A 15,439-nucleotide genomic window follows, 5' to 3' on the forward strand; every position below is an offset into this window, starting at 1 on the left:
CTCTGGTGTCAGGCGATTTTCCTACGTAGGGTGCCTGGATGCGGCGCGGCGCCGCTTCGACGGCGAGGTTCGGTGGTAATGCGCACAGCTCGAAGGATGTCCATCGCGGTCACGGCCGCGATCTTGCTGGCCGCCGGGCTTCCCGCGGTTCCGGCCTCCGCCGAGACGCTGAGCGTCCCGGCCGGCGCGAAGAACGTGACGATCCAGCTCAAGGGGAACGGCCACGGTCACGGCATGAGTCAGTACGGGGCCTACGGTGCGGCGCTCGTGGGCAGGAACTACAAGCAGATCGCCGCGTTCTACTACCCGGGCACGACGCTGCTCACGAAGGTCGGCTACCAGGCGATCCGGGTGCGGCTCAGCGGGATCGGGTCGACCACGACGATCGGTGCCTACCAGCACACGGTGGTCGTCGGCCAGGCCGGTGAGCTCCCGATCACGGGCATCCGGCTCTACCGCTTGGTCGCCGACGCGGGCAGCGGGCTCGCCCTGCAGCGCATCGCCACCGCGCCCGGTTCCGTCTGGACCAACTACCGGACGGGGCTGCCGAACGGGTCGGCGTTCCGCCGGACGAACGGGTACTCGATGCGCCTGTACCGGCCCGGCGGCGCCAGCACCTTCTACTACGGCGCGCTCAAGGCCGTGCGCCTCGCGGCAACCGGCAGCGCGGCCGGCGTGTACACCGTCAACCGCATCAGCTACAACGTCTACACGCAGGGCGTCGTCCCTCGCGAGATGCCGGCGTCGTGGCCGCGCGCCGCTGTCGACGCCCAGGCGGTCGCCGCGCGCACCTACGGCGACTATGCGGTGACCCACCCGCAGAACTCCCAGTACGACATCTGCGACACGACGCAGTGCCAGGTCTACGGCGGTCACATCTACTACGACGCCGCGGGCCAGGAACGGTGGCGCGACTACCCGCCGGCCGCGACCGACACGTCCAACCAGGTGCTGCGCTACAACGGCGCACCGGTCTTCTCGCAGTTCGCGGCCTCCAACGGTGGTTGGTCGGTCGCGGGAACCCAGCCCTACCTCGTGGCCGAGGCCGACCCCTACGACAACGCGACGTCCGACGTGCCGTACTTCGCGTACACGAAGACGGTGCCGCTCGCCAACATCGCGAAGTTCTTCGGACTGGCCACCGTCACCGCGATCACCTTCAGCAGCCGCGACGGTCATGGCACGTGGGGCGGCCGGGTCCGCGCCGGTTCGGTGGTCGGAAAGAACGCCAAGGGGCTGACCACGACCGTCCCGTTCACCGGGTCGGGCTTCGCGGCGGCGATCGGCGCGGGCACGACGTGGCTACACCTGCTGGCGGCCGCCTGACGGTGCCGGCCCGGTCCGGGCCCGTCGGCCGGGGCAGATGTGCGAGGCTCTGCCGGTGGCCGAAGTCGACGCCGTCATCCTCGTAGGGGGCATGGGCACCCGGTTGCGCCCGCTGACCCTCTCGGCGCCGAAGCCGATGCTGCCCACAGCGGGTGTCCCGTTCCTCACTCATCTGATCGCCCGCATCCGATCGGCCGGCATCACGCACGTCGTGCTCGGGACGTCCTATCGCGCCGAGGTGTTCGAGAAGTACTTCGGCGACGGCTCGGACCTCGGCGTGCAACTCGAGTACGTGGTGGAATCGGAGGCGCTCGGCACCGGCGGCGGCATCCGGAACGTGGCCGGCGTGCTGCGCGGGGACACCGTGCTCGTCTTCAACGGCGACAACCTCATCGGTGTGGATCTGAACGCGTTCGTGGCCACGCACGAGAAGTACGCCGCCGACGTGACGCTGTGCCTGCACCGGGTCCCGGACCCGCGCGCGTACGGCTGCGTCCCCACTGATGCCGAAGGCCGGGTGACGGCGTTCCTCGAGAAGGACCCGAACCCGGTGACGGATCAGATCAACGCCGGTCTCTATGCGTTCCGCCGGTCGGTGATCGACTCGATTCCCACCGGACGGGCGGTATCGGTGGAGCGCGAGACGTTTCCCGGGCTGCTGGCCGCCGGCGCGACGGTCGTCAGTCACCTGAACGACGGGTACTGGCGCGACTTCGGCACGCCGGCCGACTTCGTCGAGGGATCGGCCGACCTGGTCCGCGGGATTGCCCCGTCCCCGGCGGTGGTGGCTCCCGGTGAGCGGCTCGTCCTGCCCGGCGCCTCGGTCGACCCGACGGCGTTCATCTCCGGCGGTTCGACGATCGGGCAGAACGCGTCGGTCGGCGCCGGGGCCACGGTCGATGGGGCGGTGGTGTTCGACGCCGCCCGCATCGAGGACGGCGCGGTCGTGCGGCGGTCGGTCGTGGGCGCCGGAGCGGTGATCGGCGCCGGCACGGTCGTCGAGGACGCGGTCATCGGCGATGGCGCCACGCTCGGCGCCGGCGTGGAACTGCGCTCGGGCGCTCGGGTGTGGCCCGGCGTCCGACTCGCCGACGGCGCGATCCGCTTCTCGTCCGACATATGAACGAGCGAACCTGGGACGCGGGGCGGCCGGTCGACGTGCGGGCCACGCTCTGGGCGATGGTGCGCGGACCGGGCGACCCGGCGCACCGGCTCGAGCCGACGGGGCGCTTCTGGGGGGCGTGGGGGACCCCTGAGGGACCGGGCACGCTGACCGTGCACGCGAAAGGGCCCGTGGTCTCCGCCCGGGCCTGGGGCGACGGCGCGGACTGGCTCCTCGAGCGGGTTCCGGCCCTGCTCGGCGAGGGCGACGACTGGTCCGGGCTGGACGTCTCGACGGTGCCGATCCTGGACGAGGCCCGGAGACGCCGGCCGGGGCTGCGCCTGCCGCGGACGGGACTCGTGCTCGACGCGCTCGTGCCGGCCGTCCTCGAGCAAAAGGTCACCGGGCACGAGGCCCGGCGGTCCTGGCGGCTGCTGCTGCGGCGCTTCGGCACGCCGGCGCCCGGGCCGATCGACGGCATGTTCGTCCCGCCGGCGTCGGAGGTGTTGCTCGACGTCCCCACGTGGGACTGGCACCGCTTCGGCGTCGACCTCAAACGGCAGCGGGCGATCCGGGCCGCCGCGTCGGTCGCCCGGCGGCTCGAGGAGTGCACGTCCATGTCGGGGGACGACGCCATGACCCGGCTGCAGCTGATCCCGGGCGTCGCCACGTGGACCGCGGCCGAGACCGCGCAGCGTGCGCTCGGGCATCCGGACGCCGTGAGCGTCGGCGATTACCACCTGCCGAACATGGTGGTGCACCTGCTCACCGGCCGGCCCCGGGGCACCGACGCCGAGATGCTCGAGCTGCTGGCCCCGTGGGCCGGCCAGCGGCAGCGGGTGATGCGGCTGATCGAGGTGGTCGGCATCAGCGCACCGCGCTACGGCCCGCGCTTCTCTCCCACCGACATCCGCGCCATCTAGCCGTACTCGGCCAGGACGGCGTCGGACAGGGCGGGCCACGCGGCGGCGGCCCACTCGCCGAAGTCCCGGTCGGCCAGCGCGACCAGGCCGAGACGCGCCTCCGGATCGATCCACAGCATCGTGCCGCTCTGCCCGAAGTGCCCGTACGTGCCGGCCGAGTTCGCCGATCCGGTCCAGTGCGGCGACTTGTGCCCGCGGATCTCGAAGCCCAGCCCCCAGTCGTTGGGGTCCTGCGGACCGTAACCGGGCAGCACGCCACGCAACCCGGGGTACTGGACGGTGGCGAGCTCGGCCAGCATCGGTCCGCTCAGCAGCCCGGTGGACGACAGCAGCTCGTGCACCACGCGGGCCAGGTCGGCCACCGATGAGACCCCGTCGCGCGCCGGCGAACCGTCCAGCGCGGTGGCGTCCAGGCGCAGGGGTCGGCCGACCGCCTCGTCGAGGTAGCGCGGGAACGGCAGGTCCGTCGCCCGCTCGACGAGCGAGGCCGCCAGCTCGATGCCCACGTTGGAGTACACCCGCCGGTGCGCCGGCGCAAACGACCGGAGCGGCCGCTCGGATGCCACGCCGGATGCGTGGGCCAACAGGTGGCGCAGCGTCGCTCCGGGCAGCAACGCCTCGTCGGCGGAGTCGTCAAGCGACACCGCCTCCTCCTCGACCGCCACGAGGATCGCCAGTGCCGCCAGCGGCTTGGTCACCGAGGCGAGCGCGAACCGGGAGTCCATCGGCCCGTGCGATTCCAGCACCCCGGACGGGCCGAGGACCGCGGCCGCCGCCGTCTTGACCGGCCACTCGGCGAGCGCGGCCAGCGCGCTCATAACCCCAGCCGGGTGCGGGCCGCGGCGATCAGGGCGGGCAGCTCCGGCGCGACGTCGGCCGGCAGATCGTCCCAACCGAACCAGCGCAGGTCGGTCGACTCCTCGCTGCGCACCGGCTCGGCACCCGCGGGCGCGATGGCCAGGAACTGGACGTCGAAGTGGCGCGTCGGCACGCCGAGCGAGCAGGTGATCGGGTGGACGTCGAGCGTCAGCGGCGTCGGGTCGAACGACAGCGCGCCGATGCCGCTCTCCTCGCGCGCCTCACGGGCGGCGGCGTCGAGCAGGGTGTGATCGCCCGGCTCGCAGTGCCCGCCCACCTGCAGCCACCGGCCGACCCGCGGGTGCAGCGTGAGCAATACGGCGGCGCGGGACGGATCGAGCACGACAGCGCTGGCGGTCAGGTGGCCGGCCGCGCACGAGCGCCACATGGCGTCGGGCCGGGCGGCGAGGAACCCGAGGAATGCCTGCCGGATCGCACCGGCGCGAGCATCGTCGGTCGGCAGCGCACTGATGACCGCGACCGCGTCGGCGTGCAGCTCGGGCGCCACCTCGTCGCCCGAGCCGGCTCGACCCAACGCGATCGCCTCGGCGGTGCCGAGCCGGAAGAGGTCATCGGCCGCGCCGCGCACGAGTTCGCGGCTGGCGTTGCCGTCGTCGGGCAGCTTGCCGTCGGGCGCCAGGCCACGCACCACCGCCACCGGGATCCCGCCAAGCTTGCCCTTCACGAGGTCGGCCGCGGCCGCGATCTCGTCGGCGACGGCCACGCGGGTGACGTCGAGGGTGTTGCCGTAGGCGTCCACCGAACCGCGCGGGTCGGTCACCGCGGTCAGCCCGGCGACGCCGATCGCGGCGTCGGTCAAGCCCTCGCGCCACGCCCGGCCCATGGTGTCGCTGATGATCACGCCGACCTCGATCCCGAGCAGCTCACGCAGCGAGTCGCGCAGGACGAGCGCGGACGCGTCCGGGTCGACGGGCAGAAGCGCCAGCTCGTCGCGCGCGACGTTCGACGCGTCGACCCCGGCGGCAGCCAGGACGAGACCGTGCCGTGTCTCGACGATGCGCAGCTCGCCGCGCCGGGCGACGACCCGGACGGTCTCCGCATCGATGGCCGCCTGCCGGGCCGCTTCGCGCTCATCCGGGTCGGTCGAGTCGAGCATGATCAGCCGGCCCTCGATCTTCGACAGGATCTTGGACGTCACCACGAGCACGTCGCCGTCCTGGAGTGTCGTGTGCTCGGCGATGACCGCGGCGAGGTCGTCACCCGGACGCAGCTCGCCGATGCCGAGCACCGGCAGGATCTCGACGCGCGCGACGGCGTGGTCAGGCGAGAGCATCGGCGATCTCCAGGGCGACGCGGACCATGGCCGCGGCGTCGTCGTCGTCGGTCATCATCAGCGGGATCGCGCGCACGTCGACACCGGGCACGGTCGCCGAGTCCGTGTCGTGGATCAGCCAGCCGTCGAGCAGCCCGCCAGCCGATCGTGCGCCGTAGTGGCGCCCGACGCCTTCGGCGCTTACGTCCACGCCGATCACCGGCAGGCAGGCGTCCGCCATGCCGCGTACGGGGGCACCGGCGACGATGGGCGAGACCCCGACCACCGGCGCCGCCGCTGTGACCACCGCGTCGCGGATGCCGGCCACGCCGAGGATCGTCCCGATCGACACGACCGGATTGCTCGGTGCGACGAGGACCACGTCGGCGGCACTGATCGCCGCCAGTGCGGCCGGCGCCGGCGCCGCCTCGTCGAGCCCCACCTGGACGAAGGCCTCGGCCGGCAGCCCGGCCCGGTGCTTCACCCACCACTCCTGGAAGTGGATGGCTCGGCGCGCGCCTTCGAGGTGGACGATCACGTGGGTCTCGCACCGGTCGTCGGACATCGGGACGAGCGAGACTCCCGGCTGCCAGCGCTCGCACAGTGCCGCGGTCACGTCCGACAGCGAGAAGCCGGCGTCGAGCATGCGGGTGCGGACGAGATGGGTGGCGATGTCGAGGTCGCCGAGCTGGAACCAGGTCGGTTCCGCGCCGTAGACGGTCAGCTCCTCCTTGATCCGCCAGGTCTCGCCCTTGCGGCCCCACCCGCGCTCGCCATCGTGAACGCCCGCGAGGGTGTACATCACGCTGTCGAGATCCGGGCAGATGCGCAGGCCGTGCAGCGTAACGTCGTCGCCGGTGTTCACCACGGCGGTGATGTCGTCGCCGGGGCACGCGGCGCGGACGCCGCGCAGGAACCGAGCGCCGCCGATGCCGCCGGCCAGAACAGCGATTTTCACGCAGCCGAACCTACGCGATGCCCAACTGCGCCCTACGGCGCTTCAGCAGCGCCCCGACCTCGTGCAGCGTGATCTCCCGAGCTCCAAGCTCGATGGCCTTGTCCCGCAGCGGCTCGGGCAAGTCGTGGTGCCAGCGCCACGGATGGTCCTGGTAGTACCGCCGCGGGATGCCCAGCTGGTCGGCCAGCGCGTGCAACTCGTCGGGGGTGTCGGCGAGCAGGTGGCAGAACCGGGTGTACCGCAGCCCCGCGGCCGGGTAGTCGCGGACGGTGTCTACGTAGCAGGCCACTCAGCGCTTGGCGGCGACGAGCAGCCCGTCGCCGACCGGCAGCAGCGCGGCCAGCAACCGGTCGTCGTCGCGGACGGCGCGGCCGAGGTCGCGCAGCACGACGGTGTCCGGGTCCCGTTGCGCGGAGTCGGCCACGCGGTCGTGCCACAGGGCGTTGTCGAACGCGACGATCCCGCCCGGGCGCAGCAACCGCAGCGCCTGCTCGTAGTACACCGCGTAGGCCGACTTGTCGGCGTCGACGAAGACGAGATCGTAGGCCGAGTCGCGCAGTCGGGGCAGGACCTCGGCCGCCGAGCCGTTGATCAGCCGGTAGCGGGCCGGCGCGATCGACGCCTCGCCGAACGCCTCCTTCGCCGCGCGCTGGTTCTCACCCTCGACGTCGATGGTGGTGAGCACGCCGTCCTCGGCCATCCCGCCCATCAGGTAGAGCCCCGACACGCCCGCGCCGGTGCCGACCTCGACAACGCTGCGGGCGCCCGTCGCGGCGGCCAAGACGCGAAGCGTGGCGCCACCGGCCGGTCCGATCGGCACACAACCCAGCTCACGGGCCCGGTCGCGCGCACCGAGCAGAATGTCGTTCTCCGCGACGAACGACTCCGCGTAGGACAGGCTTTCCAGATTCAGCATCGCGTCGGGCATGCGGAAACCCTAGCCCTGCCGCGGCCCGGATCAGCGCATCGAATCGAGAAGCAGCGCGAGGTCGTCGACGGTCGTCAACGGGTTGACGATCGCGAACCGGGTGCACACCTGCCCCCCGTACTTCGTGGGTGTCACGAAACCGATCTGCTCGTCGAGCAGCCGGCTCGTCCACTGGGCATAGTCCTCGCCCTCCCAGCCGATGCGCTCGAAGACGAGGACGGACAGTTCCGGCTCGATGAGCAGCCGGACGTGCTCGGCGGCGCGGATGAGTTCGGCGCCGGCCCGGGTGACGGTCAGCGTCTGCTCGATGGCCTCGGTGTACGCGTCGGTGCCGTGCACGGCGAGGGAGAACCAGAAGGGCAGGCCCCGGGCCCGCCGGGTGAGCTGGATCGCGAAGTCGGACGGGTTCCATTCGCCCTCGACGTTCACCGGGTCGAGGTAACTCGCGTGCTGGGTGTGGGCGGCGCGCGCCTGCGCCGGGTCGCGGTAGATCAGCGCGCACGAGTCGAACGGCGCGAAGAGCCACTTGTGCGGATCGACGATGAACGAGTCGGCCTGGTCGACGCCGGCGAACAGCGGGGCGACGCTCGGCGCAGCCAGGCCGGCTCCGCCGTAGGCGGCGTCGACGTGCAGCCACCAGCCGTGCTCCTGGGCGACGGCGGCCACGCCGGCGATGTCGTCGACGATGCCGAGGTTCGTCGTCCCCGCGGTGGCGACCACGGCGAACACGCCGTCGCGGACGTCGTCGGCGAGGGCATCGACCGTCCGGCGCAGTTCGGCGCCGACCAGCCGGCCGCGCTCGTCGCCGGGCACCTCCACCACGTCCACGTCCATGACCGTGGTCAGCGCGTGTTTCACCGACGAGTGGGTCTCGGCGGTGACGCACACCGCCCAGCGCGCGGGGCGGGTGCCGCGGCGGTGCAGGGCCGACTCGCGGGCGGCCACGAGGGCCGAGAGATTGCCGATCGTCCCGCCCTGGACGAACGCGCCACCCGCCTCGGCCGGGAGCCCGGCGAGATCGGCCAGCCAGCGCAGCGCCTGGTTCTCGGCGAAAACGGCGCCGGACCCCTCCAGCCACGAGCCGGAGTACATGGACGTGGCGCCGACGAGCATGTCGAAACCGGCGGCGGCCTTGGTCGGCGCGCTCGGGATGAACGAGAGGTAACGCTGGTGGTCAACGGAGAGGCAGGCCGGGCCCAGCACGTCACGCCACACCCGCAGGGCCTCGTCGGCCCCGATTCCCTTCGGCGTGACCGTGTCGCCGGCCTCGTACACGAGTTCCTCGGGCGTGCGCGGGCGGTCCAGCGGCGCTTGTTCGGCCAGGCGACTCAAGCAGAACTCGGCGAGCGCGCGCGACGTGCGCTCGTCCTCTGCGGTGTAGGAGTGCACGAGCGAAAAGGTTACGTCGGTCCCCGGATCGGGAACGAAGGCGGCTTTGGCCACGTTTAGCTGGCGTACAGGTTGCTTTGGTTGTCTGTACCTGAGGCCCCCGCGAAAAGGGGCCCCGGGACGGACGGAAGGTGCAGCGCATGACGGTCGAGACCGCCGACAATCCGACGTGGGTTCCGCCCACGTGGGACGAGGTGGTGCGCGAGCACGCCGACCGGGTGTACCGCCTCGCCTACCGGCTGTCCGGCAACCGGGCCGACGCCGAGGACCTCACCCAGGAGACGTTCGTCCGGGTCTTCCGCTCGCTGGCCCAGTACGCCCCTGGCACGTTCGAGGGCTGGCTGCACCGGATCACCACCAACCTGTTCCTCGACATGGTGCGGCGCCGGCAGCGGATCCGGTTCGACGCCCTGCCCGAGGACGCCGGCGACCGCTTGGCCGGCTCGGACCCCGGTCCGGAACAGACCTACGACGAGATGCACCTCGACCCCGAGATCCAGGCGGCGCTCGATGCGCTGCCGCCGGACTTCCGGGTCGCGGTCGTGCTGTGTGACCTCGAGCAGTTGTCCTACGAAGAGATCGCGGCCACCCTCGGGATCAAGGTCGGCACGGTCCGGTCGCGCATCCACCGTGGTCGGGTGCTGCTGCGCGAGGCCCTGGCCCACCGCGCACCTGGCGTTCGCCCGGTCGAGCCCGCCGAATCCCTCGGAGTCTCTTCCCGATGAACCCGCAGCACCTGTCCGACGAGGCCGTGGCGGCGTTTGCCGACGGCGTCCTCACCGGCTCGGCGCGGGAACGGGCGACGCGGCACATCGACTCGTGCGGCGAGTGCCGCCAGGCCGTGCGGGTCCAGCGCGAGGCTGCGTTCGCGCTGCGCGCGGCCGCCGCGCCGGCATTGCCCGACGCCCTGCTCGACCGGCTCCGGGCCGTGCCGCAGACGACACCGCTGACCTCGCTGCCGACCGCACTCGCCCCCGACGGCACCACGATGCTGGCCACCAGCTTCGTGCCCATGGCGGCGCTGGTTCCCGACCAGACCGGGCGGCCGCACCGCATGCGGCCGCTGGTGACCACGGCGGCGATCGTGGCCCTGGCCGGCTCGCTCGCCGCCGGTTCGGTGGCCCGCGAGCAGGAGCCGGCCCAGACCGGTATCGGGCACACCGTGCGATCGACGACGCCCCTGACCGGCGACGTGCCCGTGATCAACCCGGTCAATTTCTTCCGCGGCGGCCGGCCCTAAACAGCGCACCGGTTCGTCGAAGCGATCCCCGCTGGGGCAGACTCGAAGTGATGCAACCGGCGAGGAGGAGTGACCCGTGACGGATGCAGGAGGTCGGCACGCCGCCGATCCCTCCCCCGACTCCGGTTCGGACGCAGGCTTCGCCCGGCCCGAGGGGATCGACGGGGGTTTCGCGCCGCGCGCCGAGCAGCCGTCCTACGTTCCCCCGCCGCCCACCACGTCGCCTGAGCAGCGCGCCGTCTTCGGCCGCCCGCCCGGTGCGCACGCGTTCGCCCCGGCCCCCGGTGAACGGATCGCCCCCCGCCGCACCGAGTACGCGCCCGTTCCGGGCATCTTCGCCGAGGCGTTCGGGGCCCCACCGCAAGCGCGGGAGGGCTTCGCGCCCGAACCCGGCACGCGCATCGGCCCGTCCGGCGCCCCCGCCGAATCGCCGTGGTGGAAGTCCGACGCCGCGCACGACCCGTGGCGCGACCCGCGATCGCCCTTCTGGCTCGGGCGCGGCGCGATCTTCACCGGGGGCACCCCGGCCCAGGTCGATCCCGACGAGGACTCGGCCGCCGACGACGGCGACCTCGGTCCGGCCGACGCGGGCGAGGAGGAGGACCTCGAGGCCGAGGACAACGTCCGCCGCGTCAAGTTCGGTCTGTCGAGCCTGCCTCTCCTGCTGGTCGTCGCGCTGATCGCCGGCCTCGTGGGTGGCGGCGTGGGCTGGTGGCTCACCGGCCGCGCGCGCGACGCGCTGCACCGGCCCGACGTGTCGATCGCCAAGGTGCAGAGCCCGGTCAAGCGCGACCCCGGCTCGATCGCCGGTGTCGCCAAGCGGGTCGGCCCCACGGTGGTGTCGATCGCGATCCAGACTCCTAACGAGTTCGCGATCGGCTCCGGGTTCGTCATCGACGCCCACGGCGACATCCTCACCAACAATCACGTCGTGTCAGCGGCCGCCGACTCCGACCAGTCCTCGATCGTGGTGACGTTCAGCAACGAGGCGACAGCCAAGGCCAAGATCGTCGGGCGCGACCCGACGAGCGATCTCGCGGTGATCAAGGTGACGGACGAGCAGCTGACGGTGGCGTCGCTCGGCGACTCGTCCAAGATCGCTGTGGGTGATCCGGTGATCGCCATCGGCTCGCCCCTCGGCCTGCAGGGCACGGTCACGTCCGGCATCGTGTCCGCACTCGACCGGCCGGTACGCGTCGCGTCCGACGACGGGACGACGTCCTACCTCGACGCCATCCAGACCGATGCCCCGATCAACCACGGCAACTCCGGCGGGCCACTGGTGGACTCGGCCGGCGCGGTGATCGGGATCAACTCGGCGGCGGCGGTCGACCCGACTGCCGGCGGGACGGGAGCGACGGCCAACGGCATCGGCTACGCCATCCCGATCAACTACGCGCGCGACATCGCGACCCAGCTGATCCACACCGGCAAGGTGAAGCACGCGACCTTCGGCGCCACCGGCTCGACGGTCCTCGCCGGACTCGAGGTGGGCGGCTACATCAAGCAGATCTCCCCGGGTGGGCCGGCCGACAAGGCGGGGCTCAAGCCCGGCGACGTCATCGTCGTCGCCGACGGCAAGGTCGTGCAGACCTTCGACCAGCTGACGGTGATCGTGGAGCAGCGCAAGCCCGGCGACCAGATCTCGGTCACCTACTACCCTAAGAATTCGTCGAAGAAGGTCACTACCAAGGTGACGCTCGGCTGAGACCGCTGGACGACGCAGAAGGGTTGCCAGGGTGTTCAACATCGGGCCGTTCGAGCTGGCGGTGCTTGCCATCGTCGGTCTGATCGTGCTCGGCCCGGATCGGCTGCCGGGACTGGCCAAGGACGCCGCCCGGCTGCTCCGCTCCCTGCGCGACATGGCCACCGGCGCCCGGCAACAGCTGCGCGACGAGCTCGGCCCGGAGTTCGCCGACGTCGACCTGCGCAACCTCAACCCGCGCGCTGCGGTGGCGAAGGCAGTCTTCGGCGACGACCTGCCCGATCTGTCGAAGTACGACCCGCGCCGGCTCAATCCGGGCAACGCGGTGCGCGACGCCATCTTCGGTGACGACCCAGCCCCGAGCGCGAACGGGGCGAGCGGCACAGGCGGGCAGGTGTCGATGAGCAAGGGGGACACGCCGACCGCCGGAAGCGAGGCCAAGCGGCGTCCCCGCCCCAAGCCGCGCCCGACAACGGCGTACGACGACGACGCGACATAGCCGATCTGCGCTTCCCACCTGGTGTGGTTGATTTCCGGCCGGATTTCCAACCACACCAGGGGGGAAGGCGCGGACTAGCGGGCCGGGGTGAGGCCGAGCGACTTGCCGACGAGGCTGCGTTGGCGGGCGGCGAGCGCGTCGGCAACTCCGCGCAGCGCGGTCGACGCCGGCGAATCGGGGTCGCTCAGGACGACGGGGGTGCCGGCGTCGCCGCCTTCGCGCACCGTCTGGTCGATCGGGATCTGGCCGAGCAGCGGCACTCGGGTGCCCGTGGACGCGGCCAGCGAATCCGCGACCGCCTGACCGCCGCCACTGCCGAAGAGCTCCATCCGCGAACCGTCGGGCAGCTCCAACCAGCTCATGTTCTCGACGACGCCGACGATCTGCTGGTGGGTCTGCAGCGCGATCGAACCGGCCCGCTCAGCCACCTCACGAGCGGCGAGCTGGGGCGTCGTGACCACCAGCAGTTCGGCCGAGGGCACGAGCTGGGCCACCGAGATCGCGATGTCCCCGGTGCCCGGCGGCAGGTCCATGAGCAGCACGTCGAGGTCGCCCCAGAACACGTCGGCCAGGAACTGCTGCAGCGCGCGGTGCAGCATGGGGCCGCGCCACACCACCGCGGTATTGCCCGGGGTGAACATGCCGATCGAGATGACCTTCACGTCGTGCGCGATCGGCGGCATGATCATCTGGTCGACCTGGGTCGGCTTGCCGGTGACGCCGAGCATGCGCGGCACGGAGAAGCCGTAGATGTCGGCGTCGACGACGCCGACCGATAACCCCTTCTGGGCCAGCGCCGCGGCGAGGTTCACCGTGACCGAGGACTTGCCGACGCCGCCCTTGCCGGAGGCCACCGCGTAGACGCGCGTGCGGGAACCCGGCTGGGCGAACGGGATCTCGTTGGCCGGCGCGTCACCGCGCAGGGTGGTCCGCAGCTCACTGCGCTGGGCGTCGCTCATCACGCCGAGGTGGACGTCGACGGCGGTCACGCCGGGCACGCGGGACACGGCCTCGGTGACCCCGCGGCTCAGCTCGGCCTTCATGGGGCAGCCGGCGACGGTGAGCAGGACTCCGACGCGCACCGCACCGTCCGCGCCGACCGTGACGGACTCGACCATGCCGAGGTCGGTGATGGGTTTGCGGATCTCCGGGTCGTCGACCGTCGCCAGGGCCGCACGGACGGCGTCCTCAGCGGGAGCAACGGGGGCGGGAGTAACGGGCTGCGACACGCTGCCGATGGTACGTAGGATCGTCCGTCGTGACCCCCGTGCCCCCGTCCCCAGAGCCGTCGGTCACCGCGCCGCGCGCATCCGACTGGCGAGTGGGCGTCTGGCGGTCGTTCCTCCGGGCGCACGCGACGGTCGTCCGCGAGCTCGAGCGGGACCTGCTGGGCGAGACCGGCATGCCGCTCGGCTGGTACGACGTGCTGCTGCAACTGGCCGAGGTGCCCGACCGCCGGCTGCGCATGGCCGAGCTCGCCGACCGGGTGCTGCTGTCGCGCTCCGGCCTGACGCGGCTGATCGACCGGCTGCAGGCCGAGGGGCTGGTCCGCCGCGAACCGTCGCCCGACGACGCGCGGGGGACGTACACGGTGCTCACGGCCGAGGGTTTTCAGCGGCTGCGGGCGGCGGCGCCGGTGCACCTGTCCGGCATCCAGCAATACTGGCTCGCCCACTTCTCCGACGACGAACTGCGCGCGCTGGACGGCCTGCTCGACCGCATCGTCGCCGGGGACGAGTGAGCGGCCCCACACGCTCGACGGTTGTCCGTGACTCGCTCGGCGTCGGACTGGCCGTGGGCGCCTACGGGTTCGCGTTCGGTGCGGCCGCCGTCGCAGCCGGCCTCTCGGTCCTGCAGAGCTGCCTGCTGTCGCTGCTCGCGTTCACCGGCGGTACTCAGTTCGCGGTCGTCGGCGTGGTCGCCGGCGGGGGAAGCGCCGCAGCGGCCCTGGCCGGCGGGCTACTGCTCGGGTCGCGCAACACGCTGTACGCCATGCGGCTCGCGCCGCTGCTGCGGGTTCGCGGCCTGCGACGCCTCCTCGCCGCGCTCGGCACCATCGACGAGTCGACGGCGATGGCGATCGCCCAGCCGACGCCGCCGCTGTCCCGCGTCGCGTTCTGGTGGACCTTCGGCGGCGTCTTCACCTTCTGGAACCTGTCGACCCTGTTCGGCGCGCTGGCCGGTTCGCTGGTCGACCCGGCCGACTTCGGTCTGGACGCCGTCGTTCCGGCGGCCTTCCTCGCCCTGCTCGCCCCGCGGCTGCGCAACGGCGTGCTGGAACGGCGCATCGCGCTCGCCGGCGCGGCGATCGCGGCGGCGCTCATCCCGATAACGCCCCCTGGCGTGCCCGTGCTCGCCGCCTGCGGTGCGCTGCTCCTCGCCGCCCGGCTGCGTGAGGCGTGAGCCTCTGGACGCTGGTGATCCTGACGATCGCCGGGTGCTACGTGTTCAAGCTCGCCGGCTACCTGGTTCCGGAGCGGGTGCTGGCGCACCCGGGCATCCGGCGGGCGGTCGAGCTGCTGCCGGTCGCGCTCCTGGCGGCGCTGGTCGTCGTCGAGGCGATCGCCGACGGCCGGCACATCCGTCTGGACGGGCCCCGGCTGGCCGGCTTCGCCGCCGGCGCGCTCGCCGTCTGGCGCCGGGCGCCGTTCCTGGTGATCGTCGTCGTGGCCGGGGCGACGGCGGCGCTGTTGCGCCTGGCCTGACCGCCGGGGCTCAGCCGGAGAACGGCTTGGCCGAGACGAGCGTCACCTTCATGATCTTGCCGGTCGGGGTCTCGTACTCGACGGTGTCGCCCTCGCGGCTGCCCGTGAGGGCCACCCCGAGCGGCGACGCCGCGGAGTACACGTCGACGCCGGCCGTCTGCGCCTCTTCCCGCGACCCGATCAGGAACGTCTCGTCCTCGTCGTCGCCGTCGAAGCGGACGGTGACGAGCATGCCCGGCCCGGCCACCCCGTCACTGACCGGAGCTTCGCCCACCTTCGCGCGGCGCAGCAGCTCCTGCAGCTGGACGATCCGGCCCTCTTGCTTTCCCTGTTCCTCGCGGGCGGCGTGGTAGCCGCCGTTCTCCTTGAGATCGCCCTCTTCGCGCCGGTCGTTGATCTCCTTGGCCATGATCGGACGGTTGGCGATCAAGTCCGCCAGCTCGGCCGACAAGCGGTCGTGAGCCTCCTGGGTCAGCCAGGTGACGGGGGCGTCCTCGGTCGGGGGCACGGTGGATCTCCAGAGGTGATGCGGA

At 72.2% G+C, this 15,439-nt stretch carries 18 protein-coding genes; 10 read left to right on the top strand and 8 right to left on the bottom strand.

Annotated elements, in window-relative coordinates:
* Window positions 1-96 precede the first annotated feature (96 nt).
* From ABR571_RS08625 to ABR571_RS08635, 3 genes are read left to right on the top strand one after another with little or no spacing between them, the layout of a single operon-like run.
* A complete protein-coding gene (locus tag ABR571_RS08625) occupies window positions 97-1,326 on the top strand; it encodes a SpoIID/LytB domain-containing protein (protein WP_409452782.1) in 1,230 nt (409 codons plus the stop codon).
* Between the two features lie 37 nt (window positions 1,327-1,363).
* Window positions 1,364-2,449: a sugar phosphate nucleotidyltransferase gene (locus ABR571_RS08630; RefSeq protein WP_409452783.1), complete on the top strand. Its 1,086-nt coding sequence runs from the start codon at window positions 1,364-1,366 to the stop codon at window positions 2,447-2,449.
* The gene (locus tag ABR571_RS08635; protein WP_409452784.1) at window positions 2,446-3,351 is read left to right on the top strand and encodes a DNA-3-methyladenine glycosylase family protein; all 906 of its coding nucleotides are present in this window, start codon (window positions 2,446-2,448) and stop codon (window positions 3,349-3,351) included. The genes ABR571_RS08630 and ABR571_RS08635 overlap by 4 nt, the downstream gene beginning before the upstream one ends.
* Here ABR571_RS08635 and ABR571_RS08640 read toward each other — a convergent pair.
* From ABR571_RS08640 to ABR571_RS08665, 6 genes are read right to left on the bottom strand one after another with little or no spacing between them, the layout of a single operon-like run.
* On the bottom strand, window positions 3,348-4,169 hold the full coding sequence (locus ABR571_RS08640; protein ID WP_409452785.1) for a serine hydrolase domain-containing protein: 822 nt from the start codon (window positions 4,167-4,169) through the stop codon (window positions 3,348-3,350). The genes ABR571_RS08635 and ABR571_RS08640 overlap by 4 nt on opposite strands.
* Window positions 4,166-5,503 (bottom strand): coenzyme F420-0:L-glutamate ligase, encoded by a 1,338-nt coding sequence (locus ABR571_RS08645; protein WP_409452786.1) that lies wholly within the window; start codon window positions 5,501-5,503, stop codon window positions 4,166-4,168. Before ABR571_RS08645 ends, ABR571_RS08640 begins: the two co-directional genes overlap by 4 nt.
* Window positions 5,490-6,440 carry a 2-phospho-L-lactate transferase gene (cofD, locus tag ABR571_RS08650; protein WP_409452787.1) on the bottom strand — a complete coding sequence of 317 codons (951 nt, stop codon included), beginning with the start codon at window positions 6,438-6,440 and terminating at the stop codon, window positions 5,490-5,492. Before cofD ends, ABR571_RS08645 begins: the two co-directional genes overlap by 14 nt.
* A 10-nt stretch (window positions 6,441-6,450) precedes the next feature.
* Window positions 6,451-6,729 (bottom strand): DUF4031 domain-containing protein, encoded by a 279-nt coding sequence (locus ABR571_RS08655; protein WP_409452788.1) that lies wholly within the window; start codon window positions 6,727-6,729, stop codon window positions 6,451-6,453.
* Window positions 6,730-7,368, bottom strand: coding sequence for an O-methyltransferase (locus ABR571_RS08660; RefSeq protein ID WP_409452789.1), 639 nt, complete (start codon window positions 7,366-7,368; stop codon window positions 6,730-6,732).
* A 30-nt stretch (window positions 7,369-7,398) separates the two neighbouring features.
* On the bottom strand, window positions 7,399-8,757 hold the full coding sequence (locus ABR571_RS08665; RefSeq protein ID WP_409452790.1) for a pyridoxal phosphate-dependent decarboxylase family protein: 1,359 nt from the start codon (window positions 8,755-8,757) through the stop codon (window positions 7,399-7,401).
* A gap of 140 nt (window positions 8,758-8,897) precedes the next feature.
* Between ABR571_RS08665 and sigE the strand changes: the two genes are divergently transcribed.
* From sigE to tatB, 4 genes are all read left to right on the top strand, one after another.
* Window positions 8,898-9,482 carry an RNA polymerase sigma factor SigE gene (gene sigE, locus ABR571_RS08670; RefSeq protein ID WP_409452791.1) on the top strand — a complete coding sequence of 195 codons (585 nt, stop codon included), beginning with the start codon at window positions 8,898-8,900 and terminating at the stop codon, window positions 9,480-9,482.
* A complete protein-coding gene (locus ABR571_RS08675; RefSeq protein WP_409452792.1) occupies window positions 9,479-9,997 on the top strand; it encodes a zf-HC2 domain-containing protein in 519 nt (172 codons plus the stop codon). The genes sigE and ABR571_RS08675 overlap by 4 nt, the downstream gene beginning before the upstream one ends.
* Window positions 9,998-10,073: 76 nt before the next feature.
* Window positions 10,074-11,705: a trypsin-like peptidase domain-containing protein gene (locus ABR571_RS08680; RefSeq protein ID WP_409452793.1), complete on the top strand. Its 1,632-nt coding sequence runs from the start codon at window positions 10,074-10,076 to the stop codon at window positions 11,703-11,705.
* A gap of 31 nt (window positions 11,706-11,736) precedes the next feature.
* Window positions 11,737-12,201 (top strand): Sec-independent protein translocase protein TatB, encoded by a 465-nt coding sequence (gene tatB, locus ABR571_RS08685; RefSeq protein ID WP_409452794.1) that lies wholly within the window; start codon window positions 11,737-11,739, stop codon window positions 12,199-12,201.
* 74 nt (window positions 12,202-12,275) lie between these two features.
* On the opposite strand, the gene ABR571_RS08690 is transcribed toward tatB, so the two are convergent.
* Window positions 12,276-13,430 (bottom strand): Mrp/NBP35 family ATP-binding protein, encoded by a 1,155-nt coding sequence (locus ABR571_RS08690; protein ID WP_409452795.1) that lies wholly within the window; start codon window positions 13,428-13,430, stop codon window positions 12,276-12,278.
* 29 nt (window positions 13,431-13,459) lie between these two features.
* Here ABR571_RS08690 and ABR571_RS08695 point away from each other — a divergent pair, with 29 nt between their 5' ends.
* The 3 genes from ABR571_RS08695 to ABR571_RS08705 are packed head-to-tail and all read left to right on the top strand — an operon-like array spanning window position 13,460 to window position 14,906.
* Window positions 13,460-13,942: a MarR family winged helix-turn-helix transcriptional regulator gene (locus ABR571_RS08695; protein WP_409452796.1), complete on the top strand. Its 483-nt coding sequence runs from the start codon at window positions 13,460-13,462 to the stop codon at window positions 13,940-13,942.
* The gene (locus tag ABR571_RS08700) at window positions 13,939-14,604 is read left to right on the top strand and encodes an AzlC family ABC transporter permease (RefSeq protein ID WP_409452797.1); all 666 of its coding nucleotides are present in this window, start codon (window positions 13,939-13,941) and stop codon (window positions 14,602-14,604) included. Before ABR571_RS08695 ends, ABR571_RS08700 begins: the two co-directional genes overlap by 4 nt.
* Window positions 14,601-14,906: an AzlD domain-containing protein gene (locus ABR571_RS08705; RefSeq protein ID WP_409452798.1), complete on the top strand. Its 306-nt coding sequence runs from the start codon at window positions 14,601-14,603 to the stop codon at window positions 14,904-14,906. The genes ABR571_RS08700 and ABR571_RS08705 overlap by 4 nt, the downstream gene beginning before the upstream one ends.
* Window positions 14,907-14,916: 10 nt before the next feature.
* On the opposite strand, the gene greA is transcribed toward ABR571_RS08705, so the two are convergent.
* Window positions 14,917-15,414, bottom strand: a complete 498-nt coding sequence (gene greA, locus ABR571_RS08710) for a transcription elongation factor GreA (RefSeq protein WP_409452799.1) — start codon at window positions 15,412-15,414, stop codon at window positions 14,917-14,919.
* Window positions 15,415-15,439 lie beyond the last annotated feature (25 nt).

Source organism: Jatrophihabitans sp. (assembly GCF_046262535.1).
Lineage (GTDB): Bacteria > Actinomycetota > Actinomycetes > Mycobacteriales > Jatrophihabitantaceae > Jatrophihabitans.

Coding starts and splice junctions, on each gene's coding strand:
- ABR571_RS08645 (WP_409452786.1), bottom strand. CDS start 5,503: ATGCTCTCGCCTGACCACGCCGTCGCGCGCGTCGAGATCCTGCCGGTG.
- ABR571_RS08640 (WP_409452785.1), bottom strand. CDS start 4,169: ATGAGCGCGCTGGCCGCGCTCGCCGAGTGGCCGGTCAAGACGGCGGCG.
- ABR571_RS08675 (WP_409452792.1), top strand. CDS start 9,479: ATGAACCCGCAGCACCTGTCCGACGAGGCCGTGGCGGCGTTTGCCGAC.
- ABR571_RS08630 (WP_409452783.1), top strand. CDS start 1,364: ATGTGCGAGGCTCTGCCGGTGGCCGAAGTCGACGCCGTCATCCTCGTA.
- ABR571_RS08660 (WP_409452789.1), bottom strand. CDS start 7,368: ATGCCCGACGCGATGCTGAATCTGGAAAGCCTGTCCTACGCGGAGTCG.
- sigE (WP_409452791.1), top strand. CDS start 8,898: ATGACGGTCGAGACCGCCGACAATCCGACGTGGGTTCCGCCCACGTGG.
- ABR571_RS08635 (WP_409452784.1), top strand. CDS start 2,446: ATGAACGAGCGAACCTGGGACGCGGGGCGGCCGGTCGACGTGCGGGCC.
- ABR571_RS08625 (WP_409452782.1), top strand. CDS start 97: ATGTCCATCGCGGTCACGGCCGCGATCTTGCTGGCCGCCGGGCTTCCC.